The 17500-nt window shown below is 60.3% G+C and carries 15 protein-coding genes; 6 read left to right on the top strand and 9 right to left on the bottom strand.

The genetic code is table 11. The features are described 5' to 3' along the window. Positions 1-105 precede the first annotated feature (105 nt). From JWR14_RS22440 to purN, 3 genes are all read right to left on the bottom strand, one after another. Positions 106-1302 (bottom strand): acyl-CoA desaturase, encoded by a 1197-nt coding sequence (locus JWR14_RS22440; protein WP_299711720.1) that lies wholly within the window; start codon positions 1300-1302, stop codon positions 106-108. Positions 1303-1583: 281 nt separating this feature from the next. Then, positions 1584-2897 (bottom strand): RsmB/NOP family class I SAM-dependent RNA methyltransferase, encoded by a 1314-nt coding sequence (locus tag JWR14_RS22435; protein WP_299711717.1) that lies wholly within the window; start codon positions 2895-2897, stop codon positions 1584-1586. Further along, the gene (gene purN / locus JWR14_RS22430) at positions 2894-3544 is read right to left on the bottom strand and encodes a phosphoribosylglycinamide formyltransferase (RefSeq protein ID WP_299711714.1); all 651 of its coding nucleotides are present in this window, start codon (positions 3542-3544) and stop codon (positions 2894-2896) included. Before purN ends, JWR14_RS22435 begins: the two co-directional genes overlap by 4 nt. A gap of 202 nt (positions 3545-3746) precedes the next feature. Here purN and JWR14_RS22425 point away from each other — a divergent pair, with 202 nt between their 5' ends. The 6 genes from JWR14_RS22425 (at position 3747) to dut (ending at position 10972) form a co-directional block, all read left to right on the top strand. Beyond that, a complete protein-coding gene (locus JWR14_RS22425) occupies positions 3747-4736 on the top strand; it encodes a bifunctional riboflavin kinase/FAD synthetase (protein WP_299711711.1) in 990 nt (329 codons plus the stop codon). A gap of 164 nt (positions 4737-4900) precedes the next feature. Then, on the top strand, positions 4901-7735 hold the full coding sequence (ileS, locus tag JWR14_RS22420) for an isoleucine--tRNA ligase (protein ID WP_299711708.1): 2835 nt from the start codon (positions 4901-4903) through the stop codon (positions 7733-7735). Continuing rightward, positions 7735-8238 carry a signal peptidase II gene (gene lspA, locus JWR14_RS22415; RefSeq protein WP_299711705.1) on the top strand — a complete coding sequence of 168 codons (504 nt, stop codon included), beginning with the start codon at positions 7735-7737 and terminating at the stop codon, positions 8236-8238. The genes ileS and lspA overlap by 1 nt, the downstream gene beginning before the upstream one ends. 30 nt (positions 8239-8268) lie before the next feature. Continuing rightward, positions 8269-9486 (top strand): bifunctional phosphopantothenoylcysteine decarboxylase/phosphopantothenate--cysteine ligase CoaBC, encoded by a 1218-nt coding sequence (gene coaBC / locus JWR14_RS22410; RefSeq protein WP_299711702.1) that lies wholly within the window; start codon positions 8269-8271, stop codon positions 9484-9486. A gap of 29 nt (positions 9487-9515) precedes the next feature. Next, the gene (locus tag JWR14_RS22405) at positions 9516-10529 is read left to right on the top strand and encodes an LLM class flavin-dependent oxidoreductase (protein ID WP_299711699.1); all 1014 of its coding nucleotides are present in this window, start codon (positions 9516-9518) and stop codon (positions 10527-10529) included. Continuing rightward, positions 10526-10972 carry a dUTP diphosphatase gene (dut, locus tag JWR14_RS22400; protein WP_299711696.1) on the top strand — a complete coding sequence of 149 codons (447 nt, stop codon included), beginning with the start codon at positions 10526-10528 and terminating at the stop codon, positions 10970-10972. Before JWR14_RS22405 ends, dut begins: the two co-directional genes overlap by 4 nt. A 21-nt stretch (positions 10973-10993) precedes the next feature. On the opposite strand, the gene JWR14_RS22395 is transcribed toward dut, so the two are convergent. The 6 genes from JWR14_RS22395 to JWR14_RS22370 form a co-directional block, all read right to left on the bottom strand. Continuing rightward, positions 10994-12277 (bottom strand): D-tagatose-bisphosphate aldolase, class II, non-catalytic subunit, encoded by a 1284-nt coding sequence (locus JWR14_RS22395; RefSeq protein WP_299711693.1) that lies wholly within the window; start codon positions 12275-12277, stop codon positions 10994-10996. A 4-nt stretch (positions 12278-12281) separates the two neighbouring features. Then, positions 12282-13256, bottom strand: coding sequence for a sugar kinase (locus JWR14_RS22390; protein ID WP_299711690.1), 975 nt, complete (start codon positions 13254-13256; stop codon positions 12282-12284). Continuing rightward, positions 13249-14241 carry an ABC transporter permease gene (locus JWR14_RS22385; RefSeq protein ID WP_299711687.1) on the bottom strand — a complete coding sequence of 331 codons (993 nt, stop codon included), beginning with the start codon at positions 14239-14241 and terminating at the stop codon, positions 13249-13251. Before JWR14_RS22385 ends, JWR14_RS22390 begins: the two co-directional genes overlap by 8 nt. Continuing rightward, on the bottom strand, positions 14238-15773 hold the full coding sequence (locus tag JWR14_RS22380; protein ID WP_299711684.1) for a sugar ABC transporter ATP-binding protein: 1536 nt from the start codon (positions 15771-15773) through the stop codon (positions 14238-14240). Before JWR14_RS22380 ends, JWR14_RS22385 begins: the two co-directional genes overlap by 4 nt. Continuing rightward, positions 15770-16666 carry a substrate-binding domain-containing protein gene (locus JWR14_RS22375; protein ID WP_299711681.1) on the bottom strand — a complete coding sequence of 299 codons (897 nt, stop codon included), beginning with the start codon at positions 16664-16666 and terminating at the stop codon, positions 15770-15772. Before JWR14_RS22375 ends, JWR14_RS22380 begins: the two co-directional genes overlap by 4 nt. Before the next feature lie 27 nt (positions 16667-16693). After that, on the bottom strand, positions 16694-17500 hold an 807-nt coding region (locus tag JWR14_RS22370), incomplete at its 5' end, for a DeoR/GlpR family DNA-binding transcription regulator (protein WP_299711678.1).

Raw genomic sequence — 17500 nt, 5'->3', positions numbered from 1 at the left:
CACGCACACTGCGTCCCAAAACGAAAAAACCCCGCCAGAGCGGGGTCTTGTGACGTCATCAAATTTTAACGGATATCGATGACGAAGGTCGGTGGTGTGAAGCCGTCAGGCGTAGCGACGCAGGCGTGACGCAAAGTCCTGCAGCGCCTTGATCCCGCTTTGCTCCGCCCGATGACACCAGTCCTGCAGTTGCGCGAGCAGTTGTTCGCGCGACGCGTTGGAGCGATCCCACATGGCAGCCAGATCCTGGCGCAATTCAATATACGTGCGCAGCTTGTGGTTGTCGGAGAAAAGCGCCGGCAACTGCTGGCGTTGCGGCTCATCCAGACCCGCCTCTTCCTTGTGCGCCCATTTGCGGGCGCCGCGCATCAGTTGGTACTTGTCCGCGGAACCGCCTTCTTTCAGCTTCGACAATTCCTGACGATACGCCCGCTTGAGCGCCTTGCCGTAACGCGCCATCACTTCGTAGCGGTTCGACAGCACGGCTTGCAACGTGTCGTGATCGAGCACCGGCTTTGACGCCGACAGTCGCGGCGTGGGCGCAATCTTCTTGACCTTGGCCAGCTTGAACGCCGACATGATGCGGATGTACATCCAGCCAATATCGAATTCGTACCACTTGTTCGACAGCTTCGCCGACGTGGCGTACGTGTGGTGATTGTTGTGCAGTTCTTCGCCGCCGATCAGGATGCCGAGCGGGAAGATGTTCGTGCTGGCGTCAGCGGAATTGAAGTTCCGGTAACCCCACCAGTGCGCAAGCCCGTTCACCACACCGGCTGCCCAGAAGGGAATCCAGATCATCTGCACGGCCCACACCGACAGCCCGACAAAGCCGAACAGCGCAACGTCGATCACCATCATGATGCTGATGCCGAGAATGGGATAGCGCGTGTACACGTTGCGTTCCATCCAGTCGTTCGGCGTGCCGTGACTGAACTTGCGCATGGTTTCCTCGTTCTTGGCTTCCGAACGATAGAGTTCGGCGCCTTCGAGCAGGACTTTCCAGATGCCGCGCGTTTGCGGGCTGTGCGGATCTTCTTCGGTCTCGCACTTGGCGTGATGCTTACGGTGAATCGCGGCCCATTGGCCGGTCAGCATGCCCGTGGTCATCCAGAGCCAGAAGCGGAAAAAGTGGCTGACAACCGGATGCAGCTCCAGCGCGCGGTGCGCCTGGCAGCGATGCAAATAGACGGTCACGCCGATGATCGTGATGTGCGTCATCACGAGAGTGAACACCAGGATCTGCCACCACGAGAGGTCGAGCAGTCCGTTGGCGAGAAATTCAAGCGATGAATTCAGCAAGGCAATTTACCTAAAAGGCGGAAAAAATTAGCCGAACGAAAACAGGATCGACGGCTGTTGGGTACATGAAAGAAACATGCACGTGGTTCGACGGCATTTTACGCCATGCGTTCCAAGTCTTTGTGTCGATTAGGGAAAATTTTGATTTCGCGCAGGGTCAACAGGAAATTTGACCGCTAAATCGCGTCGCTGTTTAGTGCGGTAAACACGAATTTCGCGCTTTTGAAAGCTTTGGCCGGGGATTGCACGCATTTCCACCGACCAAAGCGAGCAAACTCTACTTATTCCTCAGCGGCGTCCTCTGCCGATTCCTCGACAACGGCTTCCTTGGCAGCAACCGGCAACCGTTCAAGTACGGCGGCGAAGAAACCGTCCGTGCCGTGCTTGTGCGGCCAAAGTTGCAGATAGTCACCCGTGTCGAGGTCGATGCGCTGTTCAGCCAGCACCTCGCGCGCCGGGACCAGCTTGAAGCCCGGATGCGTGGCGAGGAACTGATTGACCACTCCCTCGTTTTCCGCTTCCAGCATGCTGCATGTTGCGTAGACGAGACGGCCGCCCACTTTCACCAGCCGGGCCGCGCTGGTCAGGATCGACAACTGCTTCGGCGTCAGTTCGGCCACCGATTCCGGCGACTGGCGCCATTTCAGGTCCGGATTACGCCGCAGGGTGCCGAGTCCGGAACACGGGGCATCGACGAGAACGCGGTCAATCTTACCGGCCAGGCGCTTGATCTTGGCGTCGTGTTCGCTGTCGATCAGCACCGGATTCACATTCGACAAACCGCTACGAGCCAGGCGTGGCTTGAGTTTGGCGAGCCGGCGGTCGGACACGTCGAAGGCGTAGAGACGGCCCGTGGAGCGCATCATTGCACCGAGCGCCAGCGTCTTGCCGCCCGCGCCCGCGCAGAAATCGACGATCATCTCGCCGCGCCGGGGCGCGACCAGCGAGCACAAAAGCTGGCTGCCTTCGTCCTGCACCTCGATCCAGCCATCCTGGAACGGCTGCAGGCGCGTCAACGCCGGCTTGCCGTCCACCCGCACGCCAAACGGTGCAAACGGCATTTCGCCTGCATCGATACCCGCTTCCGTCAGAGTCTTGATCACCAGCTCGCGCGTGGCCTTGATCGGGTTTGCGCGCAGATCGAGCGGCGCCGGGTAATTCAGCGACGCGGCGAGCAACGCCAGCTCTTCGGTATCGAAGCGCTTCGTCATGGCGTCGTAGATCCATTGCGGCAAATTGGTCCGCACCCGCACCGGCAAGCTGCCCGGATCGATCTTCGAGACCTGGTTGAGCCACTGGTATTCATCGGCGGAAATAAAGGGCTTTACCGCCGACAAACCGGCCGTCTGCATCAGGCCCAGCAAGGCGAGACGCCGCGCCAAGTTGCCGCTGCCGCTTTCGGCAAGATGCGAAAACTCCATCTTGCGGCGCAGGACGGCGAACACCGCTTCGGCGATCACACCGCGCTCGTTGTGGCCGAGCTTCGGATGCGCGCGGAAAAAGCGGCTGGTGGCCGCATCGGCCGGGCCGCTGAAGCGCAAAACGTCGGCCAGCAACGTCTCTGTTTGTCCTATCAAAAATCCATGAAGCCTCATACGCCCTCCCCGGCAATGTCGGCAAAGAGCCATTGCGGCTCTGGTGGCGTGAGCACGACACGCTCGCCGTCGATGGCAAGACGCCCTTCGACGAACCAGCGCACCGCGCGTGGGTAAATAATGTGTTCGACCGCCAGCACCCGCGAAGCGAGCGCTGCGGCGTCGTCGCCGGCCATGACCGGCACCGCAGCTTGCGCGACGATAGGCCCATGATCCAGCGTCGGCGTGACAAAATGGACGCTCGCGCCGTGCACGCGTACGCCGGCATCCAGTGCTTGCTGGTGGGTTTTGAGGCCCGGAAAGCACGGCAACAGCGACGGGTGAACATTGATCATGCGGCCCGCGTAGCGCTCGACGAAAGCGTCGGTCAATACGCGCATGAAGCCTGCAAGCATGACGAGGTCCGGCTCGAAGCCGTCGATACTGCGTGCAAGCGCCTGATCGAAGGCTTCGCGCGTTGTGAAATCACGGTGATCTACAACAGTTGCTGGAATCCCGTTCGCCGCTGCGAACGCAAGCCCGGCGGCGTCTGGGCGATTCGATATGACAGCGGCCACCTGCGCCTGCCAGCCTTCGCGCGCGCAAGCCCGCACGACGGTTTCCATATTGGTTCCCCGCCCGGAAATCAGGATGACGATTTTTTTCATCCGCGGATTTTATCATTCGATGCTGTCAAAACCCGGCGAATCCGCCGGCCCCGTAGTGCGCCCGGCCTCCGTCCTGTGCTGCGAGCGTTTATAATCGAACGCTTTGCGGCTTTGCCAGCCTCGCGCTGCGTCAGCCCCGCATGACTTGTATTTAGCTTGTTTTGAGCCCAATTAACCGCCAACCGCCGACCCAACCGATATCGTGAGAGTCTTTCGCGGCCTACCCAATGCCGAAAGCCGCGCGCCCTGTGCGCTGACCATCGGCAATTTTGACGGTGTCCACCGTGGCCATCAGGCGCTGCTCGCCCACGTGCGCGCCGCCGCGGACGCCCGCGGCCTGCCGGTCTGCGTGATGACCTTCGAGCCGCATCCCCGCGAATTCTTCAATCCCGCCGGCGCGCCGCCGCGCATTGCCATGCTGCGCGACAAGCTGGAAGCGCTGCGTACGAACGGCGTGGATCGTGTGGTGGTCGAACACTTCAATCACACCTTCGCCAGCCAGCCGCCGGACACGTTCGTCGAAAACGTGATCGTGAACGGGTTGCATGCGCGCTGGGTGATGATTGGCGATGACTTCCGCTACGGCGCGAAACGCGCCGGCGATTTCGAATCGCTGCAACTAGCCGGACGCAAACATGGCTTCGAAGTCGAACAAATGGCAACGGTCGCGGACCTGAACGGCGCGCGCATTTCGAGTTCGGGCGTGCGGTCGTCGCTGGTCGCAGGCGATCTCGACGCCGCCCGCCTCGCACTCGGCCGCCCCTACGTCATTAGCGGCCACGTGGTCCACGGACAAAAACTCGGCCGCGATCTCGGCTTTCCCACGCTCAACATGCCGATCGCCCATAAGCGGCCGGCGCTCGCAGGCATCTTCGTCGTGCTTGTGCATGGGCTTGGACCCGACCCGCTGCCGGCCGTGGCGAGCCTCGGACTGCGTCCGACCGTGGACGATTCCGGCCGCGTGATGCTTGAAACCTTCGTGCTCGACTGGCATGGCGACGCGTACGGCAAGCTTGTGCGTATCGAATTCCTGAAAAAGCTGCGCGACGAGGAGAAATACGTGGACCTCGAAACCCTGACGGCAGCCATAGCGCGCGACGTGACCAACGCTCGCGCGTATTTCGCTGCAGACGTGAACTCAAGTGGCCGCGACAGCGGTTTCGCCACCTCGGCCACCGACCGAATTAGGTAAGCGCGTGGCGCCGGGTGCCCAAAGATTCCGATAAGGTTTCCGATAAAACTCCCGACGCGCTGCCCGCTGCCTCGCTAAACACGCACCTTCGAGCCCGTTCCCGAGCTTGCCCGCTTGGAACCGCCGCCTCACCGCCGCTTCATCGAATAGATATCGAGTTATCCATGAGCAACAAGAAAGAAGCCAAGCCCCAGTCGAAATATCCGGTCAACCTGCTGGATACGCCGTTCCCCATGCGAGGCGACTTGCCCAAGCGCGAGCCGCAATGGGTGCAGGAATGGCAGGACAACAAGATCTACGAGAAGATCCGCGCCGCCAGCAAGGGCCGCAAGAAGTTCATCCTGCACGACGGCCCGCCGTATGCGAACGGTGACATCCACCTCGGCCACGCGGTGAACAAAATCCTGAAGGACATGATCGTGAAGGCGCGCAACCTGGCGGGCTTCGACGCGGTCTATGTCCCCGGTTGGGATTGCCACGGCATGCCAATCGAAATCCAGATCGAAAAGCAGTTCGGCAAGTCGCTGCCGGCACGCGAAGTGATGGAAAAAGCGCGCACCTACGCGAGCGCGCAGATCGAGAAGCAGAAGCTCGGCTTCCGTCGCCTTGGTGTACTCGGCGACTGGGACAATCCGTACAAGACGATGAATTTCACCAACGAAGCGGGCGAAATCCGCGCGCTGGGGAAGATCCTCGAGAAGGGTTATGTGTATCGCGGGCTGAAGCCGGTGAACTGGTGTTTCGATTGTGGTTCGGCGCTGGCTGAAGCCGAAGTCGAGTATCAGGACAAGGTTGATCCGACCATCGACGTGCTGTTCACTTTTGCCGAGCCGGAAAAGACCGCGCAGGCGTTCGGGCTTGCCGCGTTACCGAAGCAGGAAGGCGGCATCGTGATCTGGACGACGACCCCATGGACCATCCCCGCGAATCAGGCGCTCAACGTGCATCCGGAGATTGTCTATAGCCTCGTCGATACGGAAAAGGGTCTGCTGATCCTGGCCGCTGATCGCGTGGAAGAATGCCTGAAGCAATACGAACTCACGGGTTCGATCATCGCGACCACGACGGGCGAGAAGTTGAGCGGCCTGCGTTTTCATCATCCGTTGAGCGCGGCTCACCCCGGCTATAAACGCACGGCGCCCGTGTATCTGGGCGAGTACGTGACGACCGAAAGCGGCACGGGGATCGTGCATTCATCGCCGGCGTATGGTGTGGAAGACTTCGTGTCGTGCAAGGCGCATGGCATGACAGATTCGGACATCATCAACCCGGTCATGGGCGATGGGCGGTATATCGAGTCGCTGCCTTTGTTTGGCGGACTGTCGATCTGGGAAGCCAACGACCAGATCGTGGCGGCCTTGCGCGGCGCACATTCGCTGCTGAAAACCGAGAAGTACAAGCACAGCTACATGCACTGCTGGCGCCACAAGACGCCGATCATCTATCGCGCGACGTCGCAGTGGTTCGCCGGCATGGACGTGAAGCCGAACGATACGTCGCGCACGCTGCGTGAAACCGCGCTGGAAGGGATTGAGAACACCGCGTTCTTCCCTGCATGGGGCAAGCAGCGTCTATACAGCATGATCGCGACCCGGCCGGACTGGACGCTCTCGCGGCAACGCCAATGGGGCGTGCCGATGGCATTCTTCGTCCACAAGGAAACCGGCGAACTGCATCCGCGCACGCTGGAATTGCTGGAAGAAGTAGCGAAGCGCGTGGAAGTGAGTGGCATTGAAGCGTGGCAAACGCTCGATCCAGCGGAACTGCTCGGCAACGAAGCCAACATGTACGAGAAGAATCGCGACACGCTCGACGTGTGGTTCGATTCCGGTACGACGCACTGGCACGTGCTGCGCGGCTCGCACAAGGATTCGCTGCAATTCCCGGCGGACTTGTATCTGGAAGGCTCGGACCAGCATCGCGGATGGTTCCATTCGTCGCTGCTCACTGCCTCCATGCTCGATGGCCGCCCGCCGTACAACGCGCTGCTCACGCACGGCTTCACGGTTGATGGCGAAGGCCGCAAGATGTCAAAGTCGCTGGGTAATGGCATCGACCCGCACGAAGTGTCGAACCGGCTGGGCGCGGAAATCATCCGCCTGTGGATTGCATCGACGGATTATTCAGGCGAACTCGCGATCTCCGAAGAGATCCTGAAGCGCGTGACGGAAACATATAGGCGGATTCGCAATACGTTGCGTTTCCTCTTGTCCAATCTCTCCGATTTCGACTTCGAGCAGCACGCGCGTCCGGTGGAAGACTGGCTCGAAATCGACAAATACGCCGTCGCCCTAGCGCAGAACCTGCAAGACGATGTGCTCGCGCACTACGAGAAATTCGAGTTCCACCCGGTGGTGTCGAAGCTTGCTACGTTCTGCTCGGAAGATCTCGGCGGGTTCTATCTGGACGTGCTGAAGGATCGGCTCTACACCATGAAGCCCGACTCGCGCGAACGCCGCGCGGCGCAAACAGTGCTGCATCACATCGCGCATGGTTTGCTGCGGCTGGTCGCGCCGTACCTGTCGTTCACGGCGGAAGAGGCCTACAAGGTGCTGCAACCCGGTCGCGATACCATCTTCACGGAGGTGTATCACGCTTATCCGCAAGTGCCCGAGGCCGGCGAATTGCTCGACAAGTGGACGCTGATCCGCTCAGCGCGCAGCGACGTCACGAAGGCGCTGGAAGAAGCACGCACGGCGAATCTGATCGGTTCGTCGCTGCAGGCTGAAGTGGATGTACGGGCGAGCGGCGCGCGGTTCAACGCGTTGACCAGTCTTGGCGATGACCTCAGCTTCGTGCTGATCACATCGGCGGCACGGGTGGTGAAGGTAGCGAGCGAAGCGGACGAAGGCGTCGACGTGATTGCATCCACATACCTGAAATGCGAACGCTGCTGGCACTATTGCGACGACGTGGGCGCATCGGCGGAACATCCTGGATTGTGCGGCCGCTGCATCACCAATCTCTTCGGCAACGGCGAAACGCGGAGCGCAGCATAATGGCAAGAACGATGTCGAAACAAAGCAGTAGTGGTTCACTCGCGCCGTGGCTGGGCGTGGCGCTGATTGTGATTCTCTTCGACCAGTTGTCGAAGATCGCGGTCGCCCGTGTGTTCACGTATGGCGAACCGCACGCGCTCACGCCGTTCTTCAACCTGTTCCTGATCTACAACCGCGGCGCGGCGTTCAGCTTTCTCGCCAGCGCCGGCGGTTGGCAGCGTTGGGGTTTCACGGCGCTTGGTGTGGTCGCGGCTATCGTGATCTGCTACTTGCTGAAACGGCACGGCACGCAACGGTTGTTCTGCACGGCGCTGGCGCTGATCATGGGTGGCGCGATCGGCAACGTGATCGACCGGATCGCGTATGGCCATGTGATCGACTTTCTGGATTTTCACGTTAATACGTGGCACTGGCCGGCGTTTAATCTCGCCGACAGCGCAATTACCATCGGCGCAGTGCTGCTCGTTTTCGATGAGTTGCGGCGCGTGCGCGGAGCGAAGTAGCGGGTCTTGTCATCAGTACGGAGGCCAGGTTTGGACAACGCAGAACTCGCAGGAAAGCATCTCGTACTTGGGCTGTCAGGCGGTATCGCGTGCTACAAGATCGCCGAACTCACGCGTCTGCTGGTGAAAGCCGGCGCGACCGTGCAGATCGTCATGACAGAGGCCGCCACGCAATTCATCACGCCCGTCACCATGCAGGCGCTGTCCGGGCGCCCCGTGTACACGTCGCAATGGGACGCGCGGATTGCGAACAACATGGCGCATATCGATTTATCGCGTGAAGCCGATGCAATCGTGATCGCGCCCGCCTCCACCGACTTCATCGCCAAGCTCGCGCATGGCAATTGCGACGACCTGCTCTCAACGCTGTGCGTGGCGCGCGATTGTCCGCTGCTCGTCGTACCCGCGATGAACCGGCAGATGTGGCAGAACCCGGCAACGCAACGCAACGTCGCGCAATTGCGAGCCGATGGCGTGCAAGTGCTTGGGCCCGATTCCGGCGCGCAAGCGTGCGGCGAAGTGGGCGATGGCCGGATGCTGGAACCCTCCGCAACATTCGAAGCCATCTGCGCGTTCTTCCAGCCGAAGATCCTGCAGGGGCATCGCGTGTTGATTACGGCCGGTCCGACCTTCGAGCCGCTCGATCCCGTGCGCGGCATCACCAACCGCTCGTCCGGCAAGATGGGCTTCGCGCTCGCACGCGCGGCCGCTCAGGCCGGCGCCGACGTGCATCTCGTGGCCGGCCCGGTTGCGCTGGAAACGCCTTGGGGTGTTTATCGCGAAGATGTGCAGACCGCGCAGCAAATGCACGACGCGGTGTTGCACGCCACACCGGACGCGGACATCTTTATCGCGGTGGCAGCAGTCGCGGATTGGCGCGTGGACAACCTGAGTGAGCACAAGATCAAGAAGACCGCCAATCAGCCAATGCCCAGCTTCACGTTCGTCGAAAATCCAGACATTCTCGCGACCGTCGCGCGTTTGCCGAACCCGCCGTATTGCGTTGGTTTCGCGGCGGAAAGCGGGGACCTCGAGGTGCATGGCGAGGAGAAGCGCGCACGCAAGAATGTGCCGCTGCTGATCGGCAATCTTGGACCGCTGACGTTCGGCCTCGACGACAACGAAGTCATCCTGTTCGAAGCATCGGGAATCACGCGCCTGCCACGCGCCGATAAAAAACTGCTCGCGAAGTTGCTGATCAGCGAGATTGCGAAGCGGGCGCCACGTGGCGGTTCGCTGCTGTCTTAGGGCATCGCTTTTAGGGCATCGATCAAACCATGACGACGAAACTCTCCGTACTCGATCAAACGCCGGTCATTCACGGTCATAGCACTGCCGACGCAATCGCGGCCACGCTCGATCTCGCGCGTCTTGCCGATGACCTCGGTTATACGCGTTACTGGTGCGCCGAGCATCACGGTTTGTACGGGGTATCGAATCCATGCCCTGAGGTCATGCTTGCGCGTATTGGCAGCATCACACAGCGAATCCGGATTGGCTCGGGCGGCGTCATGCTGCCGTACTACAGCTCGTTCAAGGTCGCCGAACAGTTCCTGATGCTCGAAGCACTGTTCCCGAATCGCGTGGACCTGGGCGTCGGGCGTGCACCCGGCGGTGACATGCGCACCGCGCAAGCGGTGGCGGCAGGCGACTACAATCGCGGCGATATTTTCCCGCAACAAGTGGGCGAACTCGTCGGCCTGTTCGACGGTACGCTGCCCGAGGATCACCTCGCGCATGGCGTGTTGCTGCAGCCGGAAATTGCCACACGCCCCGAGTTATGGATGCTCGGTTCCAGCGACTTCGGCGGCCTGCTCGCGGCGCAGCTCGGCATTCGTTTCGCGTTCGCGCATTTCATCAACGCGCAGTATGGGCATCGGGTGGCGGAGGCGTATCGCGAGCGGTTTGTATCGCGGAATGGATCAACGCCCTACCTCGCTGCGGCCGTGTTCGTGATTTGCGCCGATACCGAAACGGAAGCCGCCGCGCTGGAACGCGCGGTCGACTTACGTCGCGTGCAGATGGCGTATGGGCTGAACATGCCGATTCCATCGATCGCACAAGGAGCAAATCAGGCATTCGGTGAACGTGAACTGAGCGTCATCGCGCGCGAAAAGAATCGCAGCATCATTGGCACGCCGGAACGCGTGACCGAACAATTGCATGAACTCCAGCAACGCTTCGACGCCGACGAACTGATCGTGCTGACCGTTGCAGGAAGTTATCCGGCGCGCATGCGCTCGTATGAACTGCTGGCTGAAGCATTCGAACTCAACAAACAGACCTCATGAAACTCGACATCAAGATCCTCGATGCGCGCATGCGCGACTATCTGCCCGCCTACGCCACGCCCGGCAGTGCCGGACTCGACCTGCGTGCGTGCCTGGACGAAGCCATTACGCTCGAACCCGGCCAGACGGTGCTGGTGCCCACGGGCCTGGCGATTCATATCGAAGATCCGGGTTACGCGGCGGTGATTCTTCCGCGTTCAGGCTTGGGCCATAAGCATGGCGTGGTGCTGGGGAATCTGGTCGGGTTGATCGACTCGGATTATCAAGGTCAGCTGATGATCTCGACGTGGAATCGCGGCGCGACTGCGTTCACGCTGAACCCGCTCGAACGCCTCGCGCAAATGGTGATTGTGCCGGTGGTGCAGGCGACGTTTAATATTGTCGATGACTTCGCCCAGAGCGAGCGCGGCGACGGTGGTTTCGGCAGCACGGGCAAGCACTGAGCCTTAGGGCAGCTAAAAGCCTTATGCGCGGCACGCCGCCGCGTACGTTCGAATAACCTGCCGCACGCGATCTTGCACCAGCGCGTGCGGCTCGTTTTTCAACTGACCACGCCGCACCGCCCAATACTGGTCCGGCAAGAACTGGCTGAGCAAGTTCTCCGGAATCTTCAGAGCGCTCAGGTTATCGAGCAGCGTTTGCGCCGCCGCACCGATCTCCGGATCCGCCCAGTAATAACGCACGCGGTCGCTATAACTGTAGGTGCGTAACACGCGTTGCTGTTCGGCATCGCCGTGATAATACTTTTCCCAGTAACCCGGTTTGCTCAGCATCACGCGCTCGACCACAGCGCGTAGATTCGATCGCTTGCTCTCTGAAACCAACTGCGTTTCGATATCCGCCAAAGCGTACAACGCCTCGCGCAATGCGAACGTCACGCCCGGACCGACCTTGAGAATGCGGAAACCGTCGCGGACTAAAGCAGTCAGCGCTTCAGACGTTTGGTAATCCGTGGAATGCGCTTCGAATACCATGCCCGGCAGATCATCGAGTGCGCTCTTTAACGACTCCGCGCGCGCCGGCACATAATCGATCACCTTCGTGTGATCGAACTCCACGCCGGGTTGCACGACAAGCGCGATCACGCGCGGCCATGTATCTTCCACGCCGTGTTCTTGCCACGCTTGTCTGTGGACCAAAGCCGTTTCAATCGCCGCTTCACGCGATGTCGGCTCCACGATATCCAGCTCTTCCGCCGCGCCGCCCGGCACAGGTACTTCGGTGCCGATCACGTACACAGGACTCACGCCCAGACCCGCGCGTTTCACCGCGGCCTCCGCTACCGCGCACAAGCGCGCTGCCCTTGCCGCCACGACCGCATCTGATAAACGCTCAGGATCGTCGCCGCACGACATGCTGGTATCGAGGTGAATTTTCGTGAATCCCGCGGACGCATACGCATCGATCAACGCATCAGCGCGTTGCATCGCCTCTTCAGCGGGAAGATGGCGCCACGCGTTTGGGCCAAGGTGATCGCCGCCAAGAATCAGGTGCTCATGCGGAAAGCCGACCCGTTCAGCAATTGAACGCACGAAGTCCACAAAATCAGCGGGCTTCATGCCCGTATAACCGCCGTACTGATCGACCTGATTCGATGTCGATTCGATCAACAACGGCGTCTCGTCTTCCAGCGCCTGCCGCATGGCCGCCTCCAGCACCCACGGATGCGCGGAACAAATCGAATAGATGCCGGCAAGCCACGCCGACGCCGGATGTGCATTGCTCAAACGCGAGACGATCGAATTCATGACATCACTCCGTGGCTGTCTTCAAGAATGCGTCCAGTTCGGCGAACGTCGCGGTTCCTTCCATTGGGCCCTTCACGCCGACCGCCCGCGCGCCGCTTGCACACGCATATTTCAACGCCGCGTCCACATCCATGCCCTGCGCGCGGCAGCTGATATACGTGGCGCCGAAGCAATCGCCCGCGCCGGTCGGATCGAGTTCCTGCGCTTTGAACGCGGGACGATGCGTCTCGCCGTTGGCATCGAAGTAACTGCAACCCTCAGCGCCGCGCTTCACGATCACTTCTTTCACACCGCGCTTCAGCAGTTCATCAATCGCGCCACGCTCCGATGTCGCGCTCGCCAACAGGGTCACTTCGTGACCGCTCGGCAGGAAGACATCGGTGTAGTCGAGAATGAAATCGAGCGCGTCGCGCATCTCGGGAATCCGCAGCATTTCCTTGCGGATGTTCGGATCGAAACTCACCGTGCCGCCGTTCGTCTTCACCGTTTCAATCGCCTGCTTCATCGCTTCGATGATCCTGAACGAGAACAGCGACGACCCCATCACATGGAAGTTGCCGCACTTTGCAAGCAGGTCGTCCCGCAGATTCGCGACCGACAACTGCGCCGACGCGCTATTCGTAATGTTGTAGATGAAATCGCGATCGCCGTCTTCGCGGTAGGTGACGAACGCGCTGCCCGTGGTCGCGTCTTTCAGCACTGCGATACCGGACACATCCACGCCATCTCCGCGCAATCGTTCGACGTTGAGCACGCCGAAATCGTCATCGCCGACGCAGCCGATCATCGCGCACGGACTGCCGAGCTTCGCAACCTGATCGATGAAAATGGCTGGCGCGCCGCTGGCGAACGGGCCAATGAGCGTGCCTGGCTCACGAAAGCTCTGGCCAATTTTAGTGGCCATGATTTCGACAAGAATCTCGCCCATCGCGACGATGGTGCCGGGCTTCCTGGAGGGAACACCGTTTGAATTAGGCATGACGTTTCTTTGTTTGAACATCGATACACACCGCGACCAGAATCACGATGCCTTTCACGATGAGTTGATAGAAATACGGAACGCTGAGCAGGTTCATCCCGTTGTTGATAACGCCGATAATCAGCGCGCCGATCAGCGTCCCGGTGATCGTTCCGTAACCGCCCGAGAGACTCGTTCCGCCGAGCACGGCGGCGGCGATGGCATCGAGTTCATAGCCAATTCCCGCATTCGGCTGCGCCGAATAAAGCCGCGACGTCATCAGCACGCCGCCAATACTTGCGAGCAAACCCGAGATCATGAAAATCATGATTCGCAGCCTGTTTACATCGATACCCGAATACAGAGCCGCCTCGCGATTTCCTCCCGCCAGATACGCCTTGCGTCCGAATACGGTACGCGAGAGCACGAAGTGATTCAACAGCAGCAGCACCGCGAGAATCCAGATCGGCAGCGGAATGCCCAGCACAAGGCCGTTGCCGAGGAAAGCGAAGCGGTCGTCGTCGATAGAAATGGGCACGCCATTCGACGTCAGGTAGGCCAAACCCCGAAAAACGCCCATGGTGGCGACCGTGACAATAAACGACGGGATTGTGAGCAAGGCGGTCAATGAGCCGTTCACGGCCCCTAAAACAAGCCCGGTGCCCATGGCGGCGAGCACGGCCATGAAGGGGGACGCACCATGCTCCAGCGCAAATGCGCAGACGGTGCCGACCAGCGCCATGGTTGCACCAACCGACAGGTCGATATCGCCCAGCAGAAGCACGTACGTCATGCCGAATCCAAGTATGGCGATGATGGAAACCTGCATCACCACGTTCACGAGGTTGTTCACCGACATGAAGTTGGGCGATAACGCCCAGAAAAATCCGCACAGGACGATCAGCCCGACGACGATCCCGCCGTAGTGCCTGAGCGCGCGTTGTAGCGCACCGCTTGCGTGCGAGCGCCGCGTGGATGCGGCGCCACTGAGTTGTGTGGGGTTCATGCTGTTGTGGCTCCCGTTGCGTACGACATCACTTCTTCTTGCGTGATGGGCAATCCAGCGTGCGCATCAAATTCATGGACGATGCGCTTCTCGCGCATCACGACGAGGCGATCGCTCATGGCGAGCGCTTCCGGCAATTCCGACGAGACAAGAATGATCGCGGTCCCGCTCGCAGCCAACTCGCGGATCACTCGATAGATTTCGAACTTTGCGCCAACGTCGACGCCGCGCGTGGGTTCATCGAGGATCAGGACCTTGGGTTTCAACGCCAGCCATTTCGAGAACACCACTTTCTGCTGATTGCCGCCGCTCAGGTTTCCAACCGCCTGAAACGGCCCCGATGCACGGATATTCATGCGCGTGATCGCGTTCGCGGTTTCTTCGCGTTCGAAGCGGCGATTCAGGATGCCAAAACGCGAACCGTGTTCTTCGAAACTCGCCATTGTCACGTTGTTGGCAATCGAATGCATCAGCACCAGGCCTTCGTGCTTGCGGTCTTCCGTGACGAACGCAATGCCCTCGCGAATGGCGTGCGCGGGATTACGCAATTTCAGGCGCTTGCCGCTCATGGTGATCTCGCCGCTTGGCCGGCCGATGCCGAACAACGCCTTCATCACCTCCGAGCGCCCCGCGCCGATCAGTCCAAAGAAGCCGAGGATCTCGCCCGCGTGAATCTGGAAACTGATGTCTTCGAATTGACCGGCGAGCGTGAGGTTATTCACCTTCAGCAACGGCAACGAAGGACAGGTATAAGGCGTCTCACGGCGCGGATACACATCGTTCATTTCGCGGCCGACCATCATCGCGATCAATGCACCGATGGTCGTCTGGTCCTTCTGCAAGGTCGCGATGTAACGGCCGTCGCGCATGACCGAGATGTCGTCGGAGATACGCATGATCTCGTCCATCCGGTGCGAGATATACACGACCGCCGCGCCCTTCGCCGTCAGCTTCGTGACGATATGAAAAAGGATCTCGGCTTCGCGGTCGCTGAGCGAAGACGTAGGTTCGTCCATGATCACCAGCGATGCATCGCGGCTCAGCGCCTTGGCAATTTCCACGAGCTGGCGCTGCGCCATGGACAGTCGCGAAACCGGCGCGGTGGCGTCAATATCGATACCCAGGTCATCCAGCAACGTCTGCGCTTGCGCATACAAACGCTTGAAATCGACGACACCAAAACGCCGCGGCTCGTGCCCCGCGAACATGTTCTCGGCCACGCTCAGGTTCTTCGCGAGACTGAGCTCCTGATAAATGATCGCGATGCCCGCCTTCTGCGACTCGCCGGGATTCGCGAACGTGGCCAGCGATCCATTCAGGAATATCTCGCCACGCGTGGGCGCATGAACGCCCGCGAGAATCTTCATCAGCGTGGACTTGCCCGCACCGTTCTCGCCGAGCAGCGTATGCACGCGGCCCGGCAGGATCGAGAGCGAGACGTCTTTAATCGCCTCGACCGGACCGAACGATTTCGCGATGCCGCGCAACTCGAGCAGCGGCACGGTCGGGCGAGGTTTTAAAACCGTGTTCATTTCACCGACGCATTCAAGTACTGACCCGGCGTCACCGGTTGCAGCTTCGGCACGGATTGCTTTTCTGCGACCTTCACGGCGGTGTCCACGGCGAGCGCGCCCATCTTGTCCGGATACTGGCGGATCACGCCAACGAAGTTCGGGTTCTTGTCCACCGCTGCGCGTGCTTCCGGCATGCCGTCGAAGCCGATCACCTTCACGTGATTCCCCGCCGATTTGCCGGCGACCGCCGCGGCCATTGCAGCATCGTCGCCGAAACCGAAGATGCCCGCGAGATCGGGATTCGCCTGCAGCATGTTCTGCGCAGCGCTCAACGCATCGGCGCGCGTAATGCCCGGTTGTATCGCGACGATCTTCACATCGGGACATGCTTCCAGCGCCTTCTTGAAGCCCGTTACGCGGTCGATCACCGATTGAACCGTCGGATAGTCGATCACGCCGACCTTGCCCTTGCCGCCCAGCACCTTGCACATCAGCGTGCCGGCTTGCAGGCCGCCTGCGTAGTTATCGGTAGCAATGTGCGACGCGACTTCAACGCCTTGCGCGCTGATATCGACGGTGATCACGGGAATCCCCGCGCGCTGCGCCGTCAGCACGGCAGCTTTCACGCCTTTGGAATCGACCGGCGAGATCACGATCACATCGACCTTTTTCGTCACGAAATCCTGGACGTCGGCAATCTGCTTGCTCAGGTCCTGATTCGCAATCGCGATATCGATTTGCGCGTGATCCTTCGCGGCTTCCGCCTTCATCGCATTGGCAAGCTCGACGTAGAACGGGTGTTGTTGCGTGAGCAGCGATGCGCCAATCTTTATATCGGCGGCGTGAGCGGCAGTTGCGGTTGCGGCGAACGTGGCGACGAGAACGGCAAAAATTGAACGACGACGAAACATGTGATTGTCTCCAGTTATTGTTTAGGGTTACTGATTACGAAATTCAAGAATCCCTTCTTCTCGCCGATGCACATCCAGTCCGGCTTTGAGAATCAGATCGAGTGTCGGCGGGTCGATGGCGTCATCGAGCACCAGTCCGCCCAGGCGGCTGAGGTGGCAGAAGACCTCGCCTTCGCCTTGCAGCGCAGGCTGGTAAGCCACGACCACGCAGCGTTTGGCGTTTTTTAACGCAGCCTTGAACACGCCTGCGAGACGCGGATCGGCGCACAGCAAATTGCCCTCGCGATCGATGCCGCTCGCCTCCAGCACCGCCAGATCCAGCGACAGCGCAGACAGCGAGCGCTCGGCGTCCGGCCCAAGCAGCACGGTGGAATCGTCATCCAGCGAACCGCCGGTCAGGCGCAATTCGCAGCGCATGAAACGCTGAACGGTCGGCACCATCGCAATGTCATTAAGCGTGAGCGCCAGGTTTGCCCGGTCGGCGAGCAGCGGCAGCAGCTTGTGCGTGATCAATCCCGCGCCCATGAACACCGACGCATGGTCATCGATGAAATCAGCGGCCATTCGCGCAATCGCCATGTCCGCAGCCTGCCGCGTCGCGCTCGAAGGGACAGCCGCCAGTACGTTTTCACCGGGACGTTGCGCCACATAGCGCGCCTTGCCAAACGCCCGGATCAGGTAGCGCTGCTGCTCCAGATAGTTCAGGTCCGAGCGGATCGTGACGCTGGAAACATCGAACGCCGTAGCGAGTTCGTCGACCGATACTTCGCCACGCTTGCGGACAAGTTCGACGATACGCAAACGCCGATGAAGCGAGTTCTTGTTGGCCAACAC

It is taken from the genome of Caballeronia sp. (assembly GCF_028292365.1).
In the GTDB taxonomy this organism is placed as follows: domain Bacteria; phylum Pseudomonadota; class Gammaproteobacteria; order Burkholderiales; family Burkholderiaceae; genus Caballeronia.
Note: the sequence above shows the minus strand (reverse complement) of the source record. Positions and strands in the feature narration are given on the sequence as shown.

Bases quoted from the DNA above. Each gene is read 5' to 3' on its own strand.
- lspA (WP_299711705.1), top strand. From the start codon at position 7,735: ATGGCAAGAACGATGTCGAAACAAAGCAGTAGTGGTTCACTCGCGCCG.
- ileS (WP_299711708.1), top strand. From the start codon at position 4,901: ATGAGCAACAAGAAAGAAGCCAAGCCCCAGTCGAAATATCCGGTCAAC.
- JWR14_RS22390 (WP_299711690.1), bottom strand. From the start codon at position 13,256: ATGCCTAATTCAAACGGTGTTCCCTCCAGGAAGCCCGGCACCATCGTC.
- JWR14_RS22405 (WP_299711699.1), top strand. From the start codon at position 9,516: ATGACGACGAAACTCTCCGTACTCGATCAAACGCCGGTCATTCACGGT.
- JWR14_RS22435 (WP_299711717.1), bottom strand. From the start codon at position 2,897: ATGAGGCTTCATGGATTTTTGATAGGACAAACAGAGACGTTGCTGGCC.
- dut (WP_299711696.1), top strand. From the start codon at position 10,526: ATGAAACTCGACATCAAGATCCTCGATGCGCGCATGCGCGACTATCTG.
- JWR14_RS22380 (WP_299711684.1), bottom strand. From the start codon at position 15,773: ATGAACACGGTTTTAAAACCTCGCCCGACCGTGCCGCTGCTCGAGTTG.
- purN (WP_299711714.1), bottom strand. From the start codon at position 3,544: ATGAAAAAAATCGTCATCCTGATTTCCGGGCGGGGAACCAATATGGAA.
- JWR14_RS22385 (WP_299711687.1), bottom strand. From the start codon at position 14,241: ATGAACCCCACACAACTCAGTGGCGCCGCATCCACGCGGCGCTCGCAC.
- JWR14_RS22375 (WP_299711681.1), bottom strand. From the start codon at position 16,666: ATGTTTCGTCGTCGTTCAATTTTTGCCGTTCTCGTCGCCACGTTCGCC.
- JWR14_RS22395 (WP_299711693.1), bottom strand. From the start codon at position 12,277: ATGAATTCGATCGTCTCGCGTTTGAGCAATGCACATCCGGCGTCGGCG.